Annotated in this window: 14 protein-coding genes and 1 pseudogene; 10 read left to right on the top strand and 5 right to left on the bottom strand. The window is 74.7% G+C overall.

Annotated features, from left to right (window positions below):
* The first annotated feature begins 258 nt into the window (after positions 1-258).
* Positions 259-747 carry a glutathione peroxidase gene (locus IE329_RS26415; RefSeq protein ID WP_190213481.1) on the top strand — a complete coding sequence of 163 codons (489 nt, stop codon included), beginning with the start codon at positions 259-261 and terminating at the stop codon, positions 745-747.
* A gap of 203 nt (positions 748-950) precedes the next feature.
* On the opposite strand, the pseudogene IE329_RS26420 reads toward IE329_RS26415, so the two are convergent.
* From IE329_RS26420 to IE329_RS26430, 3 genes and pseudogenes are all read right to left on the bottom strand, one after another.
* Positions 951-1,271: pseudogene (locus IE329_RS26420) on the bottom strand (ArsR/SmtB family transcription factor); the annotation flags it as partial.
* On the bottom strand, positions 1,268-1,720 hold the full coding sequence (locus tag IE329_RS26425; RefSeq protein WP_190213482.1) for an SRPBCC family protein: 453 nt from the start codon (positions 1,718-1,720) through the stop codon (positions 1,268-1,270). The pseudogene IE329_RS26420 and the gene IE329_RS26425, both read right to left, overlap by 4 nt.
* Positions 1,721-1,875: 155 nt before the next feature.
* Positions 1,876-2,808 carry a LysR family transcriptional regulator gene (locus IE329_RS26430; RefSeq protein ID WP_190213483.1) on the bottom strand — a complete coding sequence of 311 codons (933 nt, stop codon included), beginning with the start codon at positions 2,806-2,808 and terminating at the stop codon, positions 1,876-1,878.
* 83 nt (positions 2,809-2,891) lie between these two features.
* On the opposite strand from IE329_RS26430, the gene IE329_RS26435 reads away from it, so the two are divergent.
* From IE329_RS26435 to IE329_RS41595, 8 genes are all read left to right on the top strand, one after another.
* Positions 2,892-3,596 (top strand): succinate dehydrogenase cytochrome b subunit, encoded by a 705-nt coding sequence (locus IE329_RS26435; RefSeq protein WP_190213484.1) that lies wholly within the window; start codon positions 2,892-2,894, stop codon positions 3,594-3,596.
* Positions 3,593-5,623: a fumarate reductase/succinate dehydrogenase flavoprotein subunit gene (locus IE329_RS26440; protein WP_229927772.1), complete on the top strand. Its 2,031-nt coding sequence runs from the start codon at positions 3,593-3,595 to the stop codon at positions 5,621-5,623. The genes IE329_RS26435 and IE329_RS26440 overlap by 4 nt, the downstream gene beginning before the upstream one ends.
* Positions 5,620-6,354, top strand: a complete 735-nt coding sequence (locus IE329_RS26445; RefSeq protein WP_190213485.1) for a succinate dehydrogenase/fumarate reductase iron-sulfur subunit — start codon at positions 5,620-5,622, stop codon at positions 6,352-6,354. The genes IE329_RS26440 and IE329_RS26445 overlap by 4 nt, the downstream gene beginning before the upstream one ends.
* A gap of 76 nt (positions 6,355-6,430) precedes the next feature.
* Entirely contained in the window at positions 6,431-7,114 is a 684-nt protein-coding gene (locus IE329_RS26450; protein WP_190213486.1) for a Rossmann-fold NAD(P)-binding domain-containing protein, read from the top strand.
* A 277-nt stretch (positions 7,115-7,391) separates the two neighbouring features.
* Positions 7,392-8,909, top strand: a complete 1,518-nt coding sequence (locus tag IE329_RS26455) for an MFS transporter (RefSeq protein ID WP_190213487.1) — start codon at positions 7,392-7,394, stop codon at positions 8,907-8,909.
* 233 nt (positions 8,910-9,142) lie between these two features.
* The gene (locus IE329_RS26460) at positions 9,143-9,835 is read left to right on the top strand and encodes a DUF4232 domain-containing protein (protein ID WP_190213488.1); all 693 of its coding nucleotides are present in this window, start codon (positions 9,143-9,145) and stop codon (positions 9,833-9,835) included.
* A gap of 277 nt (positions 9,836-10,112) precedes the next feature.
* The gene (locus tag IE329_RS26465; protein WP_190213489.1) at positions 10,113-10,412 is read left to right on the top strand and encodes a putative quinol monooxygenase; all 300 of its coding nucleotides are present in this window, start codon (positions 10,113-10,115) and stop codon (positions 10,410-10,412) included.
* 255 nt (positions 10,413-10,667) lie between these two features.
* Entirely contained in the window at positions 10,668-12,848 is a 2,181-nt protein-coding gene (locus tag IE329_RS41595; RefSeq protein WP_190213490.1) for a restriction endonuclease, read from the top strand.
* 81 nt (positions 12,849-12,929) lie between these two features.
* On the opposite strand, the gene IE329_RS26475 is transcribed toward IE329_RS41595, so the two are convergent.
* Both IE329_RS26475 and IE329_RS26480 read right to left on the bottom strand, forming a co-directional pair.
* Positions 12,930-14,867: a serine/threonine-protein kinase gene (locus tag IE329_RS26475; protein ID WP_190213491.1), complete on the bottom strand. Its 1,938-nt coding sequence runs from the start codon at positions 14,865-14,867 to the stop codon at positions 12,930-12,932.
* Between the two features lie 379 nt (positions 14,868-15,246).
* Complete coding sequence (locus IE329_RS26480) at positions 15,247-15,897, bottom strand: HNH endonuclease family protein (RefSeq protein ID WP_190213492.1); 651 nt, start codon at positions 15,895-15,897, stop codon at positions 15,247-15,249.
* A 220-nt stretch (positions 15,898-16,117) separates the two neighbouring features.
* On the opposite strand from IE329_RS26480, the gene IE329_RS26485 reads away from it, so the two are divergent.
* Positions 16,118-16,390, top strand: coding sequence for a hypothetical protein (locus tag IE329_RS26485; protein ID WP_190213493.1), 273 nt, complete (start codon positions 16,118-16,120; stop codon positions 16,388-16,390).
* The last annotated feature ends 176 nt before the right edge of the window (positions 16,391-16,566 follow it).

Here is a 16,566-nt window from a genome sequence, read left to right on the forward strand (position 1 = left end):
CACCTGCGCCGCACGGTGGTGCGGCCTCTGCAATCGACGCGGCGCGCGGCCTGCGGGTTCCCGTTCTGAGGCACCGGTAGGTCACGGTTCGGGCGATTCGCACACCATCTCAGCCATTGCGGTCGGCAAGTACCCGGCGCGGGGCGGCGCACCGTGCGCGGATCGGGGGCGCCGGGGCGGAACATGCTGGTCCCGGTCGTGGTTGTGCGCCATGGCACCATCCGTACGGACCGACCCGACCTACCGAAGGACACCCTCGTGAGCCTGTACGACATCCCGCTGCGCACGCTGTCCGGCGAGGCCGCCTCGCTCGCCGACTACAAGGGCAAGGCGCTGCTGATCGTCAACGTCGCCTCCAAGTGCGGGCTGACCCCGCAGTACGCCGGCCTGGAGAGCCTTCAGGAGCAGTACGGGGCGCGCGGCTTCAGCGTCCTCGGCTTCCCGTCCAACCAGTTCGCCGGGCAGGAGCCGGGCAGCTCGGAGGAGATCGCGACCTTCTGCTCCACCACGTACGGCGTCTCCTTCCCGCTGTTCGAGAAGACCGACGTGAACGGCGACGAGCGGCACCCGCTGTACGCCGAGCTGACCAAGGCCGCCGACGCCGCGGGCGAGGCCGGCGACATCAGCTGGAACTTCGAGAAGTTCCTGATCACCCCGGACGGCACGGTGGCCGCCCGGATCCGCCCGCGCACCGAGCCGCTGGCCCCGGAGGTCGTCGAGGCGATCGAGGCGGTCCTCCCCGCCTGACCCCCGCACCGGCGAAGGCCCGGGGGTGCCCCCGGGCCTTCGTGCGCCGTCGCGCCCCCGGAGCCGGCGGCCGGCCGGCCCGGCGGCCGCCGCACGGCCTGTCCCGCCGGCACGGCCTGCCCGTGCGGGACGGCCTCCCCCGCCGGGACGGACCTGGCGGCCGGGACGCCCTCCGCGGCCGGGAGCGCCGCGCCGGCCTCCCGGGCCGCTTCGGCGAGGTGCTTGAGGCCCTGCAGCCGGCCGTCCCACGCGGTGGCCAGCCCCGCCATCCACCGGGAGGTGGCGTCGAGCGGCCGCGGGCAGAGCCGGTAGTGGACCTCCCGCCCCGAGCGGAGCGCGAGCACCAGGCCGGCCCGGCCGAGGACGGCGAGGTGTTTGACGACGGCCTGCCGGCTGACCGGCAGCGCGGCGGCCAGGGTGGTCGCGGTGGCGTCGCCGGTCGCCGCCAGTCCGTCCAGGATGCGGCGCCGCATCGGGTCGGCCAGGGCGACCAGCACCCGGTCCACCGCGTCGGGGGCGGTCATACCACCAGCTGCTCGGTGTGCTGCCGCAGCTCCGCGAGCTTGTGGTGCCAGCCCGCGCTGTTCTGCTCGCGCCGCGCCCGGCGGACGTCCTGCGTGGTGTCGAGGGCGGCGAAGCCGCTCTCCACCATCCGCAGCCGGGTGACCGCGCCGTCCGGGACGAGGGTGAACTCGACCAGGGTGGAGTTGCCCGCGTCCGGCTCCTGGCCGGGGAGCCCCTGCGACCAGCGGTAGGCCAGGCGGCGCGGGGGGTCGACCCGCTCGATCCGGGCCGGGACGCTGCCCTCCCCCAGCCGGTCGAAGACCAGCCGGCCGCCGGGCCGCAGGTCGAGTTCGGCCGGAGCTCCGCTGCCGAACCAGGTGCCCAGGAACGCCGGGTCGGTGAGCACGGCCCAGACCCGCTCGGGCGGCGCCGCGATGACGATCTCACGCTCGATACGGTCGGCGACCATACTGTGCCCCTCCCCGGAAACGGTCGTTCGATGGTCGCACGGCTCCCGACCGAGACGCAACCATGTGGTTGCATATTCTGGCCGACGGGACCGGTCCGGCGACCGGCCCGGCGACCGGTGCAGCGACCGGCCCGGTGCCGCGACCAGTCCCGTGGTCAGTCCAGCAGCAGCCGGGTGCCGGGCGGCAGACCGCCCGTCCGGGCCGCCTCCCGCAGGTGCTCCAGCAGCGCGGCCCGGAGTGCGGCGGCGGCCCTGGTGAGCGGCACCTCCCGCTCGTGCGCGACCGCGATGGTCCGCCCCAGGCCGGCGCCGGAGAAGTGCCTGACGACGAGCCCGGAGTGCGCGGCGACCATCCCCGGCAGCACGGCCGGCCCCAGGCCCGCCCGGACGAAGCCCAGCACGGCGTCCATCTCGCCGCCCTCGACGGCGAAGACCGGCTCGAAACCGGCGGCCCGGCAGGCCCCGATGGTGGTCTCCCGCAGGTCGTAGCCCTCCCGGAACATCACCAGCGGGCGGTCCCGCAGCTCCTCGACCCGGATCCGTTGCCGGCGGCGCGGGCCGGCGCCGGCCGAGACCAGCACCAGCTCCTCGTGCAGCAGCTCGGTCACCGTGAGGGCGGGGCCGGGCGCCTCTCCGGCCGGCGAGGCGATGATCAGCGCCAGGTCCAGTTCGCCGGCGCCGAGGCTGCGCACCAGGTCCCGGGAGCCGCCCTCCCGGACCGCCAGCGTGACCTCCGGGTACCGGTCCCGGAATCCGCGCAGGACGTCCGGCACCAGGCTGGTGCACAGGCTCGGCGGCGCCCCGAGCCGGACCCGGCCCCGGCGCAGCCGCACGGTCTCCTGCACCGCCAGCCGGGCGCTCTCGGTGTCGGCCAGGATCCTGCGGGCCAGCGGCAGCAGGGCGTCACCGGCGTCGGTCAGGGCGATGTTCCCCCGGGCCCGGTGGAACAGCTCGGCCCCCAACTCCCTTTCCAGCGAGCGGATCTGCTGGGAGAGCGAGGGCTGGGCGACATGCTCGGCCTCGGCCGCCCGGGTGAAGTGCCGGGCGTCGGCGACGGCGACGAAGTAGCGGAGTTGCTGGAGCTGCACACCTCCCACGATAGGCCAGGCCTATGATGGTGAGCCGCATCATGTCTTGGACGTACCGTCGGGCGGTTCCTACCGTGGACGGCATGGCACAGGCGACTAGGACGGGCCGTAGACCGTCCACTCTGGAGACCCTCTGGCGGTCGACCGTCGGCAAGAAGGCGGTGATGGCCGTCAGCGGACTGGTCATGCTGCTCTACCTGGTCTTCCACATGCTGGGGAACCTCAAGGTCTTCTTCGGCCCCGACGACATCAACGGGTACGCGGCCTGGCTGCGCACCCTCGGGCAGCCCTTCCTCGGGCACGGCTGGTTCCTCTGGATCGCCCGCTTCGGGCTGCTCGCGGCCGTCGGCCTGCACGGCGTCGCCGCCTACCAGCTGAGCCGCCGCGACCTGGCCGCCCGGCCGACCGGGTACGCGCACCGGCGACGGCGGGCGAGCTACGCGACCCGGACGATGCGCTGGGGCGGGATCATCCTGGCCCTGTTCATCGTCTGGCACATCCTCGACCTGACCACCCTCACCGTGAACCCGCGCGCCGAGGAGGGGCACCCGTACCAGAACATCGTGGCCTCCTTCTCGCACTGGTACAGCTGCGTGATCTACATCGTGGCGATGCTGGCCGTCGGCCTGCACGTCCGGCACGGCTTCTGGAGCGCCGCGCAGACCCTGGGCGCCAACAACGCCCGTCGGGACCGGGCGTTGAAGGCCACCGCCAACGGCCTGGCCCTGGTGCTGACCGCCGGCTTCCTGTCCGTACCCGTGGCCGTCATGACCGGAGTGGTGAGTTGAACACGCCCGACACCCCCAGCAACGCCGCCGGCCCCGGCGGCCCCGCCCCCGCCGCCGGGTCCGCCCGGCCCACCGCCCACGCCACCGACTACGCCGCCTACACCGTCGGCGAGCCGGTCGCCGACACCAAGGCCCCGGCCGGGCCGATCGAACAGCGGTGGGACCAGCGACGGTTCGAGGCGAAGCTGGTCAACCCGGCGAACCGCCGCAAGCACACCGTGATCGTGGTCGGCACCGGCCTGGCGGGCGGCTCCGCCGGCGCCACGCTGGCCGAACAGGGCTACCACGTGGTGCAGTTCTGCTTCCAGGACTCCCCCCGACGGGCCCACTCGATCGCCGCGCAGGGCGGCATCAACGCGGCCAAGAACTACCGCAACGACGGCGACTCCGTCCGCCGGCTGTTCTACGACACCGTCAAGGGCGGGGACTTCCGGGCCCGCGAGTCCAACGTCCACCGGCTGGCCCAGGTCTCGGTGGAGATCATCGACCAGTGCGTCGCCCAGGGCGTCCCGTTCGCCCGCGAGTACGGCGGCCTGCTGGACACCCGGTCCTTCGGCGGTGTCCAGGTCTCCAGGACCTTCTACGCCCGCGGCCAGACCGGGCAGCAGCTGCTGCTCGGCGCGTACCAGGCGCTCTCCCGCCAGATCGCGGCCGGCAACGTCGAGATGCACCCGCGCACCGAGATGCTCGACCTGGTGGTGATCGACGGCCGGGCCCGCGGCATCGTCGCCCGCGACCTGGTCACCGGAGAGATCTCCACCCACCTGGCGGACGCCGTGGTGCTCGCCAGCGGCGGCTACGGCAACGTCTTCTACCTCTCCACCAACGCCAAGAACTCCAACGCCACGGCCGTCTGGCGGGCCCACCGCCGCGGCGCGCACTTCGCCAACCCGTGCTTCACCCAGATCCACCCGACCTGCATCCCGCGCAGCGGCGACCACCAGTCGAAGCTGACCCTGATGAGCGAGTCGCTGCGCAACGACGGCCGGATCTGGGTGCCCAGGGCCAAGGGCGACACCCGCCCGCCGGCCGAGATCCCGGAGCACGAGCGGGACTACTACCTGGAGCGGATCTACCCCTCCTTCGGCAACCTGGTGCCGCGCGACATCGCCTCCCGGGCCGCCAAGAACGTCTGCGACGAGGGACGCGGCGTCGGCCCCGGCGGCCAGGGCGTCTACCTGGACTTCGCCGACGCGATCGCCCGGCTCGGCCGCGACCAGGTCGAGGCCCGGTACGGGAACCTGTTCGAGATGTACGAGCGGATCACCGCCGAGGACCCGTACCGGGTGCCGATGCGGATCTACCCCGCGATCCACTACACCATGGGCGGGCTCTGGGTCGACTACGACCTGCAGACCAGCCTGCCCGGCCTGTTCGCGATCGGCGAGGCGAACTTCTCCGACCACGGCGCCAACCGGCTCGGCGCCAGCGCGCTGATGCAGGGCCTGGCCGACGGCTACTTCGTCCTGCCGGCCACCCTCAACGACTACCTCGCCCGGCACACCGCCGAGCCCGTGCCCGCCGACCACCCCGCGATCGAGGAGGTGACGGCCGAGGTCACCGACCGGCTGAACCTGATCCTCGCGGTGAACGGCGACCGCACCCCCGACTCCTTCCACCGCGAACTCGGCGAACTCCTCTGGGAGGAGTGCGGGATGGCCCGCGACGAGGCCGGACTGCGCCGGGCGCTGGAGCGGATCCCGCAGCTGCGCGAGGAGTTCTGGCGCCGGATCAAGGTGCCGGGCACCGGCCAGGAGCTCAACCAGTCGCTGGAGAAGGCCAACCGCCTGGTCGACTACTTCGAGCTCGCCGAGCTGATGTGCCTGGACGCCCTGCACCGCACCGAGTCCTGCGGCGGCCACTTCCGCGAGGAGAGCCGCACGCCGGAGGGCGAGGCGGCCCGCAAGGACGAGGAGTTCTCGTACGCCGCCGCCTGGGAGTTCACCGGTACCGGCGCCCCGCCGGTGCTCCACCGCGAGCACCTCGACTTCGAGTACGTCCACCCCACCCAGCGGAGCTACGCATGAACCTCACCCTGCGGATCTGGCGCCAGGCGGGCCCCGACACCGCCGGCTCGATGACCACCTACCAGGTCAGCGGCATCAGCCCCGACATGTCCTTCCTGGAGATGCTGGACACCCTCAACGAGGAGCTGATCCTGCGCGGCGACACGCCGGTCGCCTTCGACCACGACTGCCGCGAGGGCATCTGCGGCGCCTGCGGCATGGTCATCAACGGCCGGGCGCACGGCCCGGAGCGGACCACCACCTGCCAACTGCACATGCGGCACTTCGCGGACGGCGACACCATCGACGTGGAGCCCTGGCGGGCCGCCGCCTTCCCGGTGGTGAAGGACCTGGTGGTGGACCGCTCGGCGTTCGACCGGATCATCGGCTCCGGCGGGTACATCACCGCCCCCACCGGCAGCGCCCCCGAGGCGCACGCCACGCCCGTCCCCAAGGAGGCCGCCGACACCGCCTTCGAGCACGCCGAGTGCATCGGCTGCGGCGCCTGCGTGGCCGCCTGCCCGAACGGCTCGGCGATGCTCTTCACCTCCGCCAAGGTGGTGCACCTGAACGTGCTCCCGCAGGGCGCGCCGGAGCGGAGCGGCCGGGTGCGGTCGATGGTGGAGGCGATGGACAGCGAGGGCTTCGGCGGCTGCACCAACACCGGCGAGTGCGCGACCGCCTGCCCCAAGGGCATCCCGCTGCCGAGCATCGCGGCGATGAACCGCGAGTACCTGCGCAGCCTGCGGTAACGGCGGACTGCGGGTGCGCGGCGACGCGGGCCCGGCGGTGCGCCGGGTCCCGTCCGGCGGCGCCTAGGCTGGGCCCGTGAACGTCATCATCTTCGGTGCGACCGGCATGATCGGCCGGGCCGTGCTGCGCGAGTGCCTGCGGGACGACTCCGTCGAAAGCGTCCTGACGATCGGGCGGACGCCGCTCGGCCTGGCGCACCGCAAACTGCGGGACGTCCTCCAGCCGGACCCGTCCGACCTCAGCGCGCCGGACCTCGGCCTGGCCGGATACGACGCGTGCTTCTTCTGTCTGGGCGTCTCCTCGGTCGGGATGAAGGAGGACGCGTACCGGCGGATCACCTACGACCTGACGCTCAAGGTGGCCCGCACGCTGGCCGCCGCCAACCCCGCACTGACCTTCGTCTACGTCTCGGGCGAGGGCACGGACAGTACCGAGCGGGGCCGCTCGATGTGGGCCAGGGTCAAGGGCCGGACGGAGAACGAGCTGCTGCGGCTGCCGTTCCGGGCGTACATGGTCCGGCCCGGCATCGTGGCGCCGCAGCACGGGGTGGTCTCCAGGACCCGGCTCTACCGGACGGTCTACGCGGTGGCCGGGCCGCTGCTGCTCCTGCTCCGCAAGGTGGCGCCGAACCTGGTCAACACCGGCGAGCAGCTCGGCCGCGCCATGATCGCGCTGGCCACCCCGGGAGTGGATCCCGGCACCCGGATCCTGCGGCCCAAGGACATCAACCGCCTCACCGGGGCCGACCCGGGAGCCTGAGCCCCGGCGCACCCGCCCGGCGGGCGGGCGCCCCGGCGCCGGCCGGTCCGGGTCGCGGCGGCACGGATCGCCGCGGAGCTGCACCCGGCACGTTCCGCCTGCTCGGCGGCGGGCCGGGCGCCGCTCCGCCCGATCGTCGACGGCCGACGGCTGCCCGGGGAGGATCCGCCCTCCGCGCCGCCTGGCGGCGCACCCCGCCCGGTCCCATGTGTGGGCGGCGCCCTGCCGGGCAGACGCCGCCCCACAGCCGGGAGACGCACGGGTACGGAGGTCCGTCATGGCCGCATCACAGAATCCACCGACGCGCCGGGAGCGCGCAGGCGAGCCGTCTCCGGCGGCCGCCGATGTCGTCGAGACCTCGGTGCCGGCGCGGCTCGACCGGTTGCCGTGGTCCCGCTGGCACTGGCGCATCGTGATCGGCCTGGGCACCGTCTGGATCCTGGACGGCCTTGAGGTCACGATCGTCGGCAACATCGCCGGCCGGCTCGCCGAGTCGGGCAGCGGGATCAGCATCTCCACCGCGCAGGTCACCACCGTGGCGGCCGCGATCTACGTGGCAGGCGCCTGCAGCGGGGCCCTGTTCTTCGGCTGGCTCACCGACCGGCTGGGCCGCAAGAAGCTCTTCATGATCACGTTGGCGGTGTACCTGGCCGCGACCGCCCTGACCGCCTTCTCGTGGAGCGCCTGGTTCTTCTTCGTCTGCCGCTTCTTCACCGGGTTCGGCATCGGCGGCGAGTACGCGGCGATCAACTCGGCGATCGACGAGCTCATCCCCGCGCGGGTCCGCGGGCGGATCGACCTGATCATCAACGGGAGCTTCTGGATCGGCGCCGCGATCGGCGCGTTCGCCTCCATCGCCCTGCTGAACACCGCCCTGTTCGCCACCGACATCGGCTGGCGGCTCGCCTTCGGCATCGGGGTGGTGCTCGGGCTGGTGATCCTGCTGGTCCGCCGGCACGTCCCGGAGAGTCCCCGGTGGCTGATCACCAGCGGCCGGGCCGAGGAGGCGGAGCGGCTGGTCACGGACGTGGAGCGGACCATCGAACGGGAGACCGGCGAGAGCCTCCCCGCGGTCACCGAGAAGCCCATCCGGATCCGGCCGCGGGGCCCGCTGGGATTCGTCACCATCGCCAGGACCGTCACCACCCGCTACCCCCGGCGCACCGTGCTGGGGCTGGCGCTCTTCGTCGGCCAGGCGTTCCTCTACAACTCGGTCACCTTCGGCTACGCCGTCATCCTCACCACCTTCTTCGACGTGCCGGAGGGCGACACCGGCTACTACTTCGCGGTGATCGCGGTCGGCAACTTCTTCGGCCCCCTGCTGCTGGGCCACCTGTTCGACTCGGTGGGCCGCAAACCCATGATCGCCGGCTGCTACATCGGCTCGGGGGCCCTGCTGTTCGGCACGGCGTACCTCTTCGACCAGGGGTCGCTGAGCGCCGGCACGATGACCGCCTGCTGGACGGCGGTCCTCTTCCTCGCCTCGGCCGGTGCGAGCGCCGCCTACCTGACGGTCAGCGAGATCTTCCCGCTGGAGACCAGGGCGCTGTGCATCGCCTTCTTCTACGCGATCGGGACGGCGATCGGCGGCATCAGCGGGCCGTTGCTCTTCAACGGGCTGGTCAGCAGCGGAAAGCCGTCCGACACGACCCTCGCGTTCTGCATCGGGGCGGGGCTGATGGTGGCGGCCGGCCTGGTCGAGGCGGCGATCGGGGTGAAGGCGGAACGGCGGAGCCTGGAATCGCTGGCCTCGCCGCTCAGCGAGGTCAAGGAGCCCGCGCCGGCGGCGTCCTGACCGCCCCGCGGCGCCCGCCGGGTACCCGCGGCCGGGTCCTCGGCGGGTGGCCGTCGGGTCCTCGGCGGGTGGCCGGCGGATCCGCCGCTGCCCCATCGGGCAGGGCCGGACTGCCCGAACGGGCACCCGGAGCCGGCGCCTGCAACCGACTGCCGGTGATCACGTGTCCTCCGCACCGACATCGTCGTTCGGGGCGCACCGAAGCCCTGCACTCTTCTCCGGGAGGAGAACCCATGCACGTCCGCCGGGTTCCGTTCACCGTCGCCGCCGTACTCGCCGCCGGACTCGCCCTGACCGCCTGCGACAGCGGGGAGAAGGGCCCGGCCGCGGCGCCCGCCGCCGGTGCGCCGGTGGCGACGTCCGGCGGTGCGGCGGCCCCCTCGGCGCCGGCCGGGAGCGCGGCGGGCAAGCCGGCGGGTGACGCGTCGGCGGCCCCCAAGGCGTCCGGCCCGGCGGCCCCGGCCGGTACCCGGTGCACCGCCGCCGACCTGGAGCTGAGCGTGCTCGGCCCGGACCTGGTCGCGGACGGGAAGCAGCCCGCCTACGCGTCGCTGCACGTGGTCAACGTCTCGGCCCGCACCTGCACGCTGACCGGCTTCCCCGGGATCCAGGTCACCGACGACGCCGGGCGCGGCGCCGCGCCGCTGACCGCCGAACGCAACACCGGGTTCCCGGTGACCGCGGTGACGCTCAAGCCGAAGCAGCTCGCCAACGCCAACCTGCAGTACAGCAACGTCAACCCCGAGGGCTCGCCGTCCGGGCGCCGGGTCTGCGCGGTGACCGCCGGCAAGGTCCAGGTGATCCTGCCGGACGAGACCCAGGCCAGGACGGTCAAGGTGACCGGCGGCGTCGACAACAACACCCTCAACATCTGCGGGAAGCTCTCGGTGCAGCCGTTCCAGGGCGTGCCCGGCACCAACGGCTGAGCCGGTTGCCGGGCCCGGGCCGTCCACCGGGCCGTCCACCGGGCCGGGCCGGCCGTCGGGCCCCGCAGCGACGCGCCGAGGCGGGGCCGTTCCGGTGGTTGCCGGCCGCGGGCGGCATGTCCGCAGCCACCCGGTGCCGGCCCCGTGGTGCGCTGGTGGCGTTCACCGCCCCACCGACGTCCCCTTCGACGCCCCGGCGGCGTCCCCGCAGCGCCGCACGCAGCGGCGGGGGCCGGCGGGTGACGGGGCGGGCCCGCGAAGAGATGAGGAGAGCCCGATGAGTGAGGTCGCCCTGCTCGCCAGGATCGAAGCCCGGCCCGAGTACGCCGACGCGGTGGCGGCGATGCTGCGGGACGCCGTGGAGCTGGCCCGGCAGGAGACCGGGACGGTCACCTGGTTCGCGTTCCGTGAGAGCGACACCACGTTCGGGGTCTTCGACACCTTCGCCGACGACCGGGGCCGTGACGCCCACCTGCGGGGCCGGATCGCCGAGGCGCTGATGTCCGTCGCGGCCACCCACCTCGCCTCGCCCCCGGACATCCGCAAGGTCGCCGTGCTGGCGAGCAAGCTCCCCTGACACGGCGCCGAGGCGCCGGCGGCACCCCTGCCGCACCGACGGGCCCGGCGGGCGCGACCGCCGCCGGGCCCGTCCGCGTACCCCCGCCCGGACCGGCCGGTGCCGGCCGCGCGGGCCCCGGCGCGACCGCTCCCCGGGCCGCTGCCGACCGCCGCTTGGGTGATCCACCCGTCCACGTTCTATTGTTGCCGCGCGGTCGCACCGCGGCCGGGCGGCCGGACGCGGGGCGGGCGGCCGTGGACCGAAGGGGTGGACGTGGCGGGGCGGCGGAACAACGGAGTGCTGGCGGTCTGGGCGGAGGCGCAGCGGCAGCAGCAGCGCCGCGAGGAGGCCCAGTGGCGGGCGCAGGCCGCCGAACAGCGCCGGCAGGAACGGGAGTCGCGGGAGTCGCAGCGCTCCGCGGCGCGCGGGGAGCGGGAGGCGCTGCGGGCGTACCAGCAGTCCCGGGAGGCCGAGGCGGCCCGGCGGACGGCCGAACTGGACTCCCGGGTGACGGAGTTGCGCGAGGTGCTGCGGACGGGGCTGGCGCAGCCGGCGTTCCGTCCGGCGGCACTGCTGACGCCGGGCCAGGTGCCACCGTTCGAGCCGGGCCGACTGGGGGTGCCGGTGCCGATGCCCGACCAGGCGCAGTACCACGTGCAGCCGCCGGACGCCGTGCAGTCCCGGAACCCGGCGATCCGCCGGCAGTACGAGGAGTACCTCGCCCAGGCCCGTGCCCGCTTCGAGCAGGACTGGTACCGGGCCCAGGCGGCCGAGGCCGACCGGCAGCGCCGGCTCGGCGAGTACCACCAGCAGTACCTGGCGTGGGTCGCCGACCACCGCCGCCAGGACGAGGAACGCGGCTCCCGTACCCGCGAGTTGCTGGAGCGGCTGCGCGGCGGGGAGGCCGAGGCCGTGCAGGAGTACTTCACGGCGGTGCTGTACGCCTCGGCGCGCTGGCCGGAGGGGTTCCCGCACAACCTGGTGGCGGCCTGGGAGGCCTCCAGCCGCGAGCTGGTGGTGAACTGGGAGCTGCCGGGCGCCGAGGTGGTGCCGGGCGCCGCCCGGGTGCGGTACGTGAAGTCGGACGACCGGGAGGCCGAGGTGGCCCGGCCGGCCACCGAACGCAAGGCGCTGTACCGGGAGGTGCTGGCGCAGAGCGGGCTGCGGGTGGTCACCGAGCTGTTCCGGGCCGACGCCGACGGGCTGCTCGGCTCGGTGGTGCTGAACGGGTTCGTCCGCGGCATCGACCCGGCGACCGGGCGGGAGGCGGAGCGGTTCCTGCTGACGGCGACGGTGTCGCGGGCGGAGTTCTCGGCGCTCTCGCTGGACCGGGTCGCGGCCGTCGAATGCCTGCTCGGCCTCGGCGGCAAGCTCTCGGCCCGGCCGGAACGGCTGGACGAGGTGAAGCCGGACCGGCTGCCGCAGACCGTCGGCGGCAGCCTCGCCGGGCAGGGCGGCGAGGACGAGCCGGACCTCTTCGAGATGGATCCGATCGAGTTCGAGGAACTGATCGCCGAGCTGTTCCGGGCCCGCGGGTACCGGGTGATGACCACCGCCCGCAGCGGTGACGCCGGGGTCGACGTGGTGGCCGAGGACCTCGACCCGGTGACCGGCGGCCGGATCGTCATCCAGGCCAAGCGCTACCGTTCGACGGTCTCGCCCACCGCCGTCCGGGACCTGGACAGCACCGTCCGCCACCACGGCGCGATCAAGGGCATCCTGGTCACCACGGCGGGCTTCGGGCCCGGCTCGTACGACTACATCCGGAACAAGCCGCTCAGCCTGGTCACCGGCCCCGAGCTGGTCGAGCTGCTGGCCGAGCAGGGGCTGCGCGGGCGGCTCGGCCCGGCGCCGCAGGGCCGGCCGGGCAGCGGTCCGGCGGCCGGCGCAGCAGCGGCGGCGGGATCCGGCGGCGCCACGGCGGAGGAGCCGGGCGGCGCCGTCCGGCTGGAGATCAGCTGGCAGAGCCGGACGGTCGGCGGGGACCCGGTCGAGCTGGACGTGTCGGCCTTCCTCTGCGCCTCCGGCCGGGTGCTCAGCGACGAGCACTTCGTCTTCTTCAACAACCCGCAGGACCCGGACGGCGCGGTGTCCCTGCACCCCACGCACTCGGTGGCGGGCCAGCCGGCCCGGGGCGCGGCGCTCAGCATCGACCTGGCCCGGCTCGCGCCCGGCGTGGAGGAGGTGGTGATCGCCGTCTCGACCGAGGAGGAGACGCCGCCCGCGCTCCCGCTCGGCTACGTCCACGGGCTGGCGGTGCAGGCCGCCCTGGGGTCGGCGGCCGACGGCCCCGAGCGCTGGGCGGGCGGTACGGCGGGGATCGCCGACACCGCGATGACGGTGGGTTCGATCCGCCGCACCGGCGCCGGCGGCTGGCGCTTCGAGGCCGGGCCGGACCCGGTGCCCGGCGGGCTCGCGGGCCTGGCGGCCCGCTGGGGCGTGTCCGTGGAGTGACCCCGGTGGGCCCGGCTCCCCGCCGCAGGCGGCGAGGCGGGCCCACCGGCCGTGGCCGGCCCGCGCGCGGGGCGCCGGGCCCTACGGGATCCGCCACTCCTGCGCCTTGTTGCCGGGGGTGCAGGCGGCCATCGTCAGCTGGTTCCCCGCGCCGTTGTCGGTCAGGCACTTGGAGCCCATGTAGTCCTTCAGCAGCACGGCGCCGCTCGTGGTGGCCGGGTCCACCTTCCAGTTCGCCAGGAAGCTGAACCCGTCGGAGAGCGCCGCCTTCCCGTCCGTGGTCTGGACGAACTCCGGGGCGTTCATGTTGCACGGGTTGAAGTGGTGCCAGCTGCTCGGCACGGAGTGCACCCAGCCGTAGGCGGTGTAGCCGCCCATGACCGCGGCGGTGCCGGCGGCCGGTCCGTCCTTGGCCAGGCCGATCTTGAGGTTGTCGCCCACGTTGACGATGGCGCCCCAGTCGGTGCCGCCGCAGCCCTGCGGCACCGCGGGCGCCGGCGCCGCGGTGGTGGGGGCCGGTGCAGGCTGGCCTGCGGGGGCCGGCGGCGCAGGCGCACCGGCCGCCGGCGTGGACGCCCCGCCGCGCGGGGTGGTGCCCTGCCCGCCCGTACCACCGGCCGCCGCAGCGCCGCCGGCCGTGCCCCCGCCCCCGGCCGCGTTCGGCTGCGGACTCCCCGGGGCGCCCGGGCCCGTGGCCGGCCCGGGCGTGCCGGGCACGGCGGCGGACGGGACGGCGGTGGCCTGCGCCGCGGGGTCCGTGGGCGTGGGTGCGGGTGCCCCCGCGGAGGCGGTGCCGGTACCGGCGGGCCCGGCCGGGGCGCCGGACGCCGGGGCGGACTGCTGCGGGCCCGGCGCGTTCGCGTCGGCCCGGTAGGAGGGCCGGTCGATCAGCAGGACGGTCCCCGTGCCGGCCGTGATGATCACCGGGACGACGAAGGGCACCAGCAGCCGGCGCCGCGACCGGCGTCCGGACCGCTCGGTGACGGCGCCCGGCCCGTCCGCGCCCGGAGCGTCCTTCGGTGTCCCGGGAGCGGGCGTGGCCCTGCCCGGAGCGACCTCGTCCCTCGCCCCGGCCGCGGGCGCGTCCTTCGCCGCCGGTACCTCGTCCGCCACCGGCCCGTCCCCGGCCACCGGGAGCGCGGGCACCGGTGCGGGCGGCACCCGGACCGTCGGCGCGGAGGCCGCCGCCCCGTCGGCGAGCGCGGCGCGGGCCGCGGCCGCCATCGCCGCGGCGTCCGCGAAACGGTCCTCCGGGCGCTTGGCCAGGGCCTTGGCGACCAGCTCCCGCACCGCCGGCGGGACGCCGGACGGCAGCTCGGGCGCCGGGTCCCTGATGTGCTTCAGCGCCACCTCCAGCACGCTCTCGCCCAGGAACGGCGGTTCGCCGGTGAGCAGTTCGTAGCAGACCACACCGATCGAGTACAGGTCCGAGGCCGGCGTCGTCGCCGCTCCCTCCGCCTGTTCCGGCGCCATGTACAACGCCGTCCCCAGCACCGTGTGCGAGGCGGTGATCCGGCTGCTCGCCAAGGCCCGCGCGATGCCGAAGTCCGTCACCGTCAGCCGGTCGTCGCCCCGCAGCATCAGGTTCGACGGCTTGAGGTCGCGGTGCACGATGCCCCGCCGGTGCGCGGCCTCCAAGGCGTCCAGTGCGGAGGCGAGGAGCCCCAGGGCCCGCTCCGCCCCCATCGGCCCGCCGTCGGCGAGCACCTCGTTCAACGGCCGCCCCTCGACCAACTCCATCACGATGAAGGCCGCGCGCTCGCCCGACTCCTCCTCGCCCTCGCCGTAGTCGTGGACGTCCACGATCCCCGGGTGCCGCAGCGCCGCGAGCAGCTGCGCCTCGCGCTTGAAGCGGGCCGCGAACGTGCCCTCCTCGAACAGCGCCCGGTGCAGCACCTTCACCGCGACCTGACGCCCGAGCACCTCGTCCTCGGCCCGCCAGACCGAGCCCATGCCCCCGCCGCCGATCCGCTCGACCAGCCGGTAGCGCCCCCCGAGCACGGTCCCCCCACCGCTCATGCCGTTCTCTCCCTCTCGTCCCCGGCGCGTCCCGGGCCTCCCCGGCCCGCGCCGGGCCCGCCGCCAGGAACCTCCTGGGGCCCCACCGCTCCCGCGCGGTGATCCGCACGCACGGGGACACGGTATCCGGCACCGGCTGACCGTGGTCCGGCAAGGTGTCAGTTGCCCGGCTTCGCTGACCACTTGGCGCACCGGAGGCAGCGGGGCCCGGCCGGGGCGCCAGGCACGCGAGAGGCCCCGGGGTGCGGCCGCCCGTCACGAGGACGGGCGGCCACGCACCCCGGGGCCCATGGCCCGAACGGCGAACGGGGGACCCGGGACCAACGGCGGCCCCGGCTCAGCCGTGCGGGCTCAGATGTCCCGGCTCAGCCGTCCGGGCTCAGGCGCAGCCGCTCAGCAGCGAGGTGAGGGCGGTCTTCTCGGCGCTGTCGATCGTCAGGCCGTAGTAGTACTTCACCTGGACCCAGGCGCGGGAGTAGACGCAGCGGTAGGAGGTCTGCGGCAGCCAGTGCGCCGGGTCCTGGTCGCCCTTGCTGCGGTTGGAGGAGGCGGAGACGGCGATCAGCTGGGGGCGGGTCAGGTCGTTGGCGAGGGCCTGGCGCTGGGCGGTGCTCCAGGCCCAGGCGCCCGAGCGCCAGGCCTCGGCCAGCGGCACCAGGTGGTCGATGTCGAAGCTGGACGCGCTGGTGGTGGTCACGTTGTCGTAGGCGGAGGTCCAGTTGCCGCTGACGGAGGCACAGGCGGAGTCGGTGACCACGTTGCTGCCGTCCCGCTTCAGGACTGTCTCGCGGGTGTTGCAGGTGCCGGAGATGGTGATCCAGTGCGGGAACAGCGCCCGGTCGTAGGTGTCGGCGTGGGCCTCGGCGGCGACCGTGAGCGAGGCCAGGTAGCTGCGGGCGGTGGCGCCGGAGACCGGGGTGGGGAGGGCGGCCTGGGCGCTGCCGGCGCCGGCCAGCAGGGTGGTGACGGCAAGCAGCAGGGCGCCGGCGAGGGCGGTGAGGGCACGGCGGAACGAGCGTATCTCGGGCATGCTGGTCTCCCAGGGTGAGGGCAGGCGGAGGCGCCCGGGGCGGAGTCCGCCCGGGTGGACAACCAGCTTGGCGCCCAGGGGGTTTACGCGGGTAGACCTTGGAGGTTAATTTTTGACCGCTGGTCAACAAAGTGCCTCCGCCGGGCCCGCCCGGACCGGTCCGGGGCGCCTGCGGCCGACCCGTGCGAGGATGCCGGCACGGGGAAGGGCGGTGTGGTCCGTGGAGACCAGCAGGGTGGGCGGCGAGGACGAGGACGGCCACCGGCACGTGATGCGGGTGAGGACCGGGCCGGGACAGGTGCGCCATGTGGTGTGCGACACCTGCGGCCACCGGCGCCGGGTGCGGGCCTTCGCGCACGACCGGGCCCGGGAGCACCTGACGACGGAGCACGGCGCGGGCGGCTTCCGCAAGGAGTACAGCGGGCTGCCGTGGCTGCTGGGCCTGGCGGCCCTCGTGGTGTTCCTGGTCCTGATGGCGGGCTACCGGCGGTGAACGCACCGCGCCCCGCCGGGCGTTGGCCGGGCGGGGCGCGAGAGGGGTACGGGCGGGAGCCGGGTCAGCCGGTGGACCCGGTGGCGCCGGAGCCCTCGGCCGGGGCCGCGGACGTGGCCGTCCCGGCGGTGTCGGGCCGGCGGGCGGGCGGTGCGGCCGGGCGGCTGCCGAAGAGG

The organism is Kitasatospora indigofera (assembly GCF_014655955.1).
GTDB classification, from domain to species: domain Bacteria; phylum Actinomycetota; class Actinomycetes; order Streptomycetales; family Streptomycetaceae; genus Kitasatospora; species Kitasatospora indigofera.

Excerpts from the sequence above, each read along its gene's own strand:
- IE329_RS26425 (WP_190213482.1), bottom strand. The coding sequence starts at position 1,720 with ATGGTCGCCGACCGTATCGAGCGTGAGATCGTCATCGCGGCGCCGCCC.
- IE329_RS26435 (WP_190213484.1), top strand. The coding sequence starts at position 2,892 with ATGGCACAGGCGACTAGGACGGGCCGTAGACCGTCCACTCTGGAGACC.
- IE329_RS26445 (WP_190213485.1), top strand. The coding sequence starts at position 5,620 with ATGAACCTCACCCTGCGGATCTGGCGCCAGGCGGGCCCCGACACCGCC.
- IE329_RS26455 (WP_190213487.1), top strand. The coding sequence starts at position 7,392 with ATGGCCGCATCACAGAATCCACCGACGCGCCGGGAGCGCGCAGGCGAG.
- IE329_RS26460 (WP_190213488.1), top strand. The coding sequence starts at position 9,143 with ATGCACGTCCGCCGGGTTCCGTTCACCGTCGCCGCCGTACTCGCCGCC.
- IE329_RS26465 (WP_190213489.1), top strand. The coding sequence starts at position 10,113 with ATGAGTGAGGTCGCCCTGCTCGCCAGGATCGAAGCCCGGCCCGAGTAC.
- IE329_RS26475 (WP_190213491.1), bottom strand. The coding sequence starts at position 14,867 with ATGAGCGGTGGGGGGACCGTGCTCGGGGGGCGCTACCGGCTGGTCGAG.
- IE329_RS26480 (WP_190213492.1), bottom strand. The coding sequence starts at position 15,897 with ATGCCCGAGATACGCTCGTTCCGCCGTGCCCTCACCGCCCTCGCCGGC.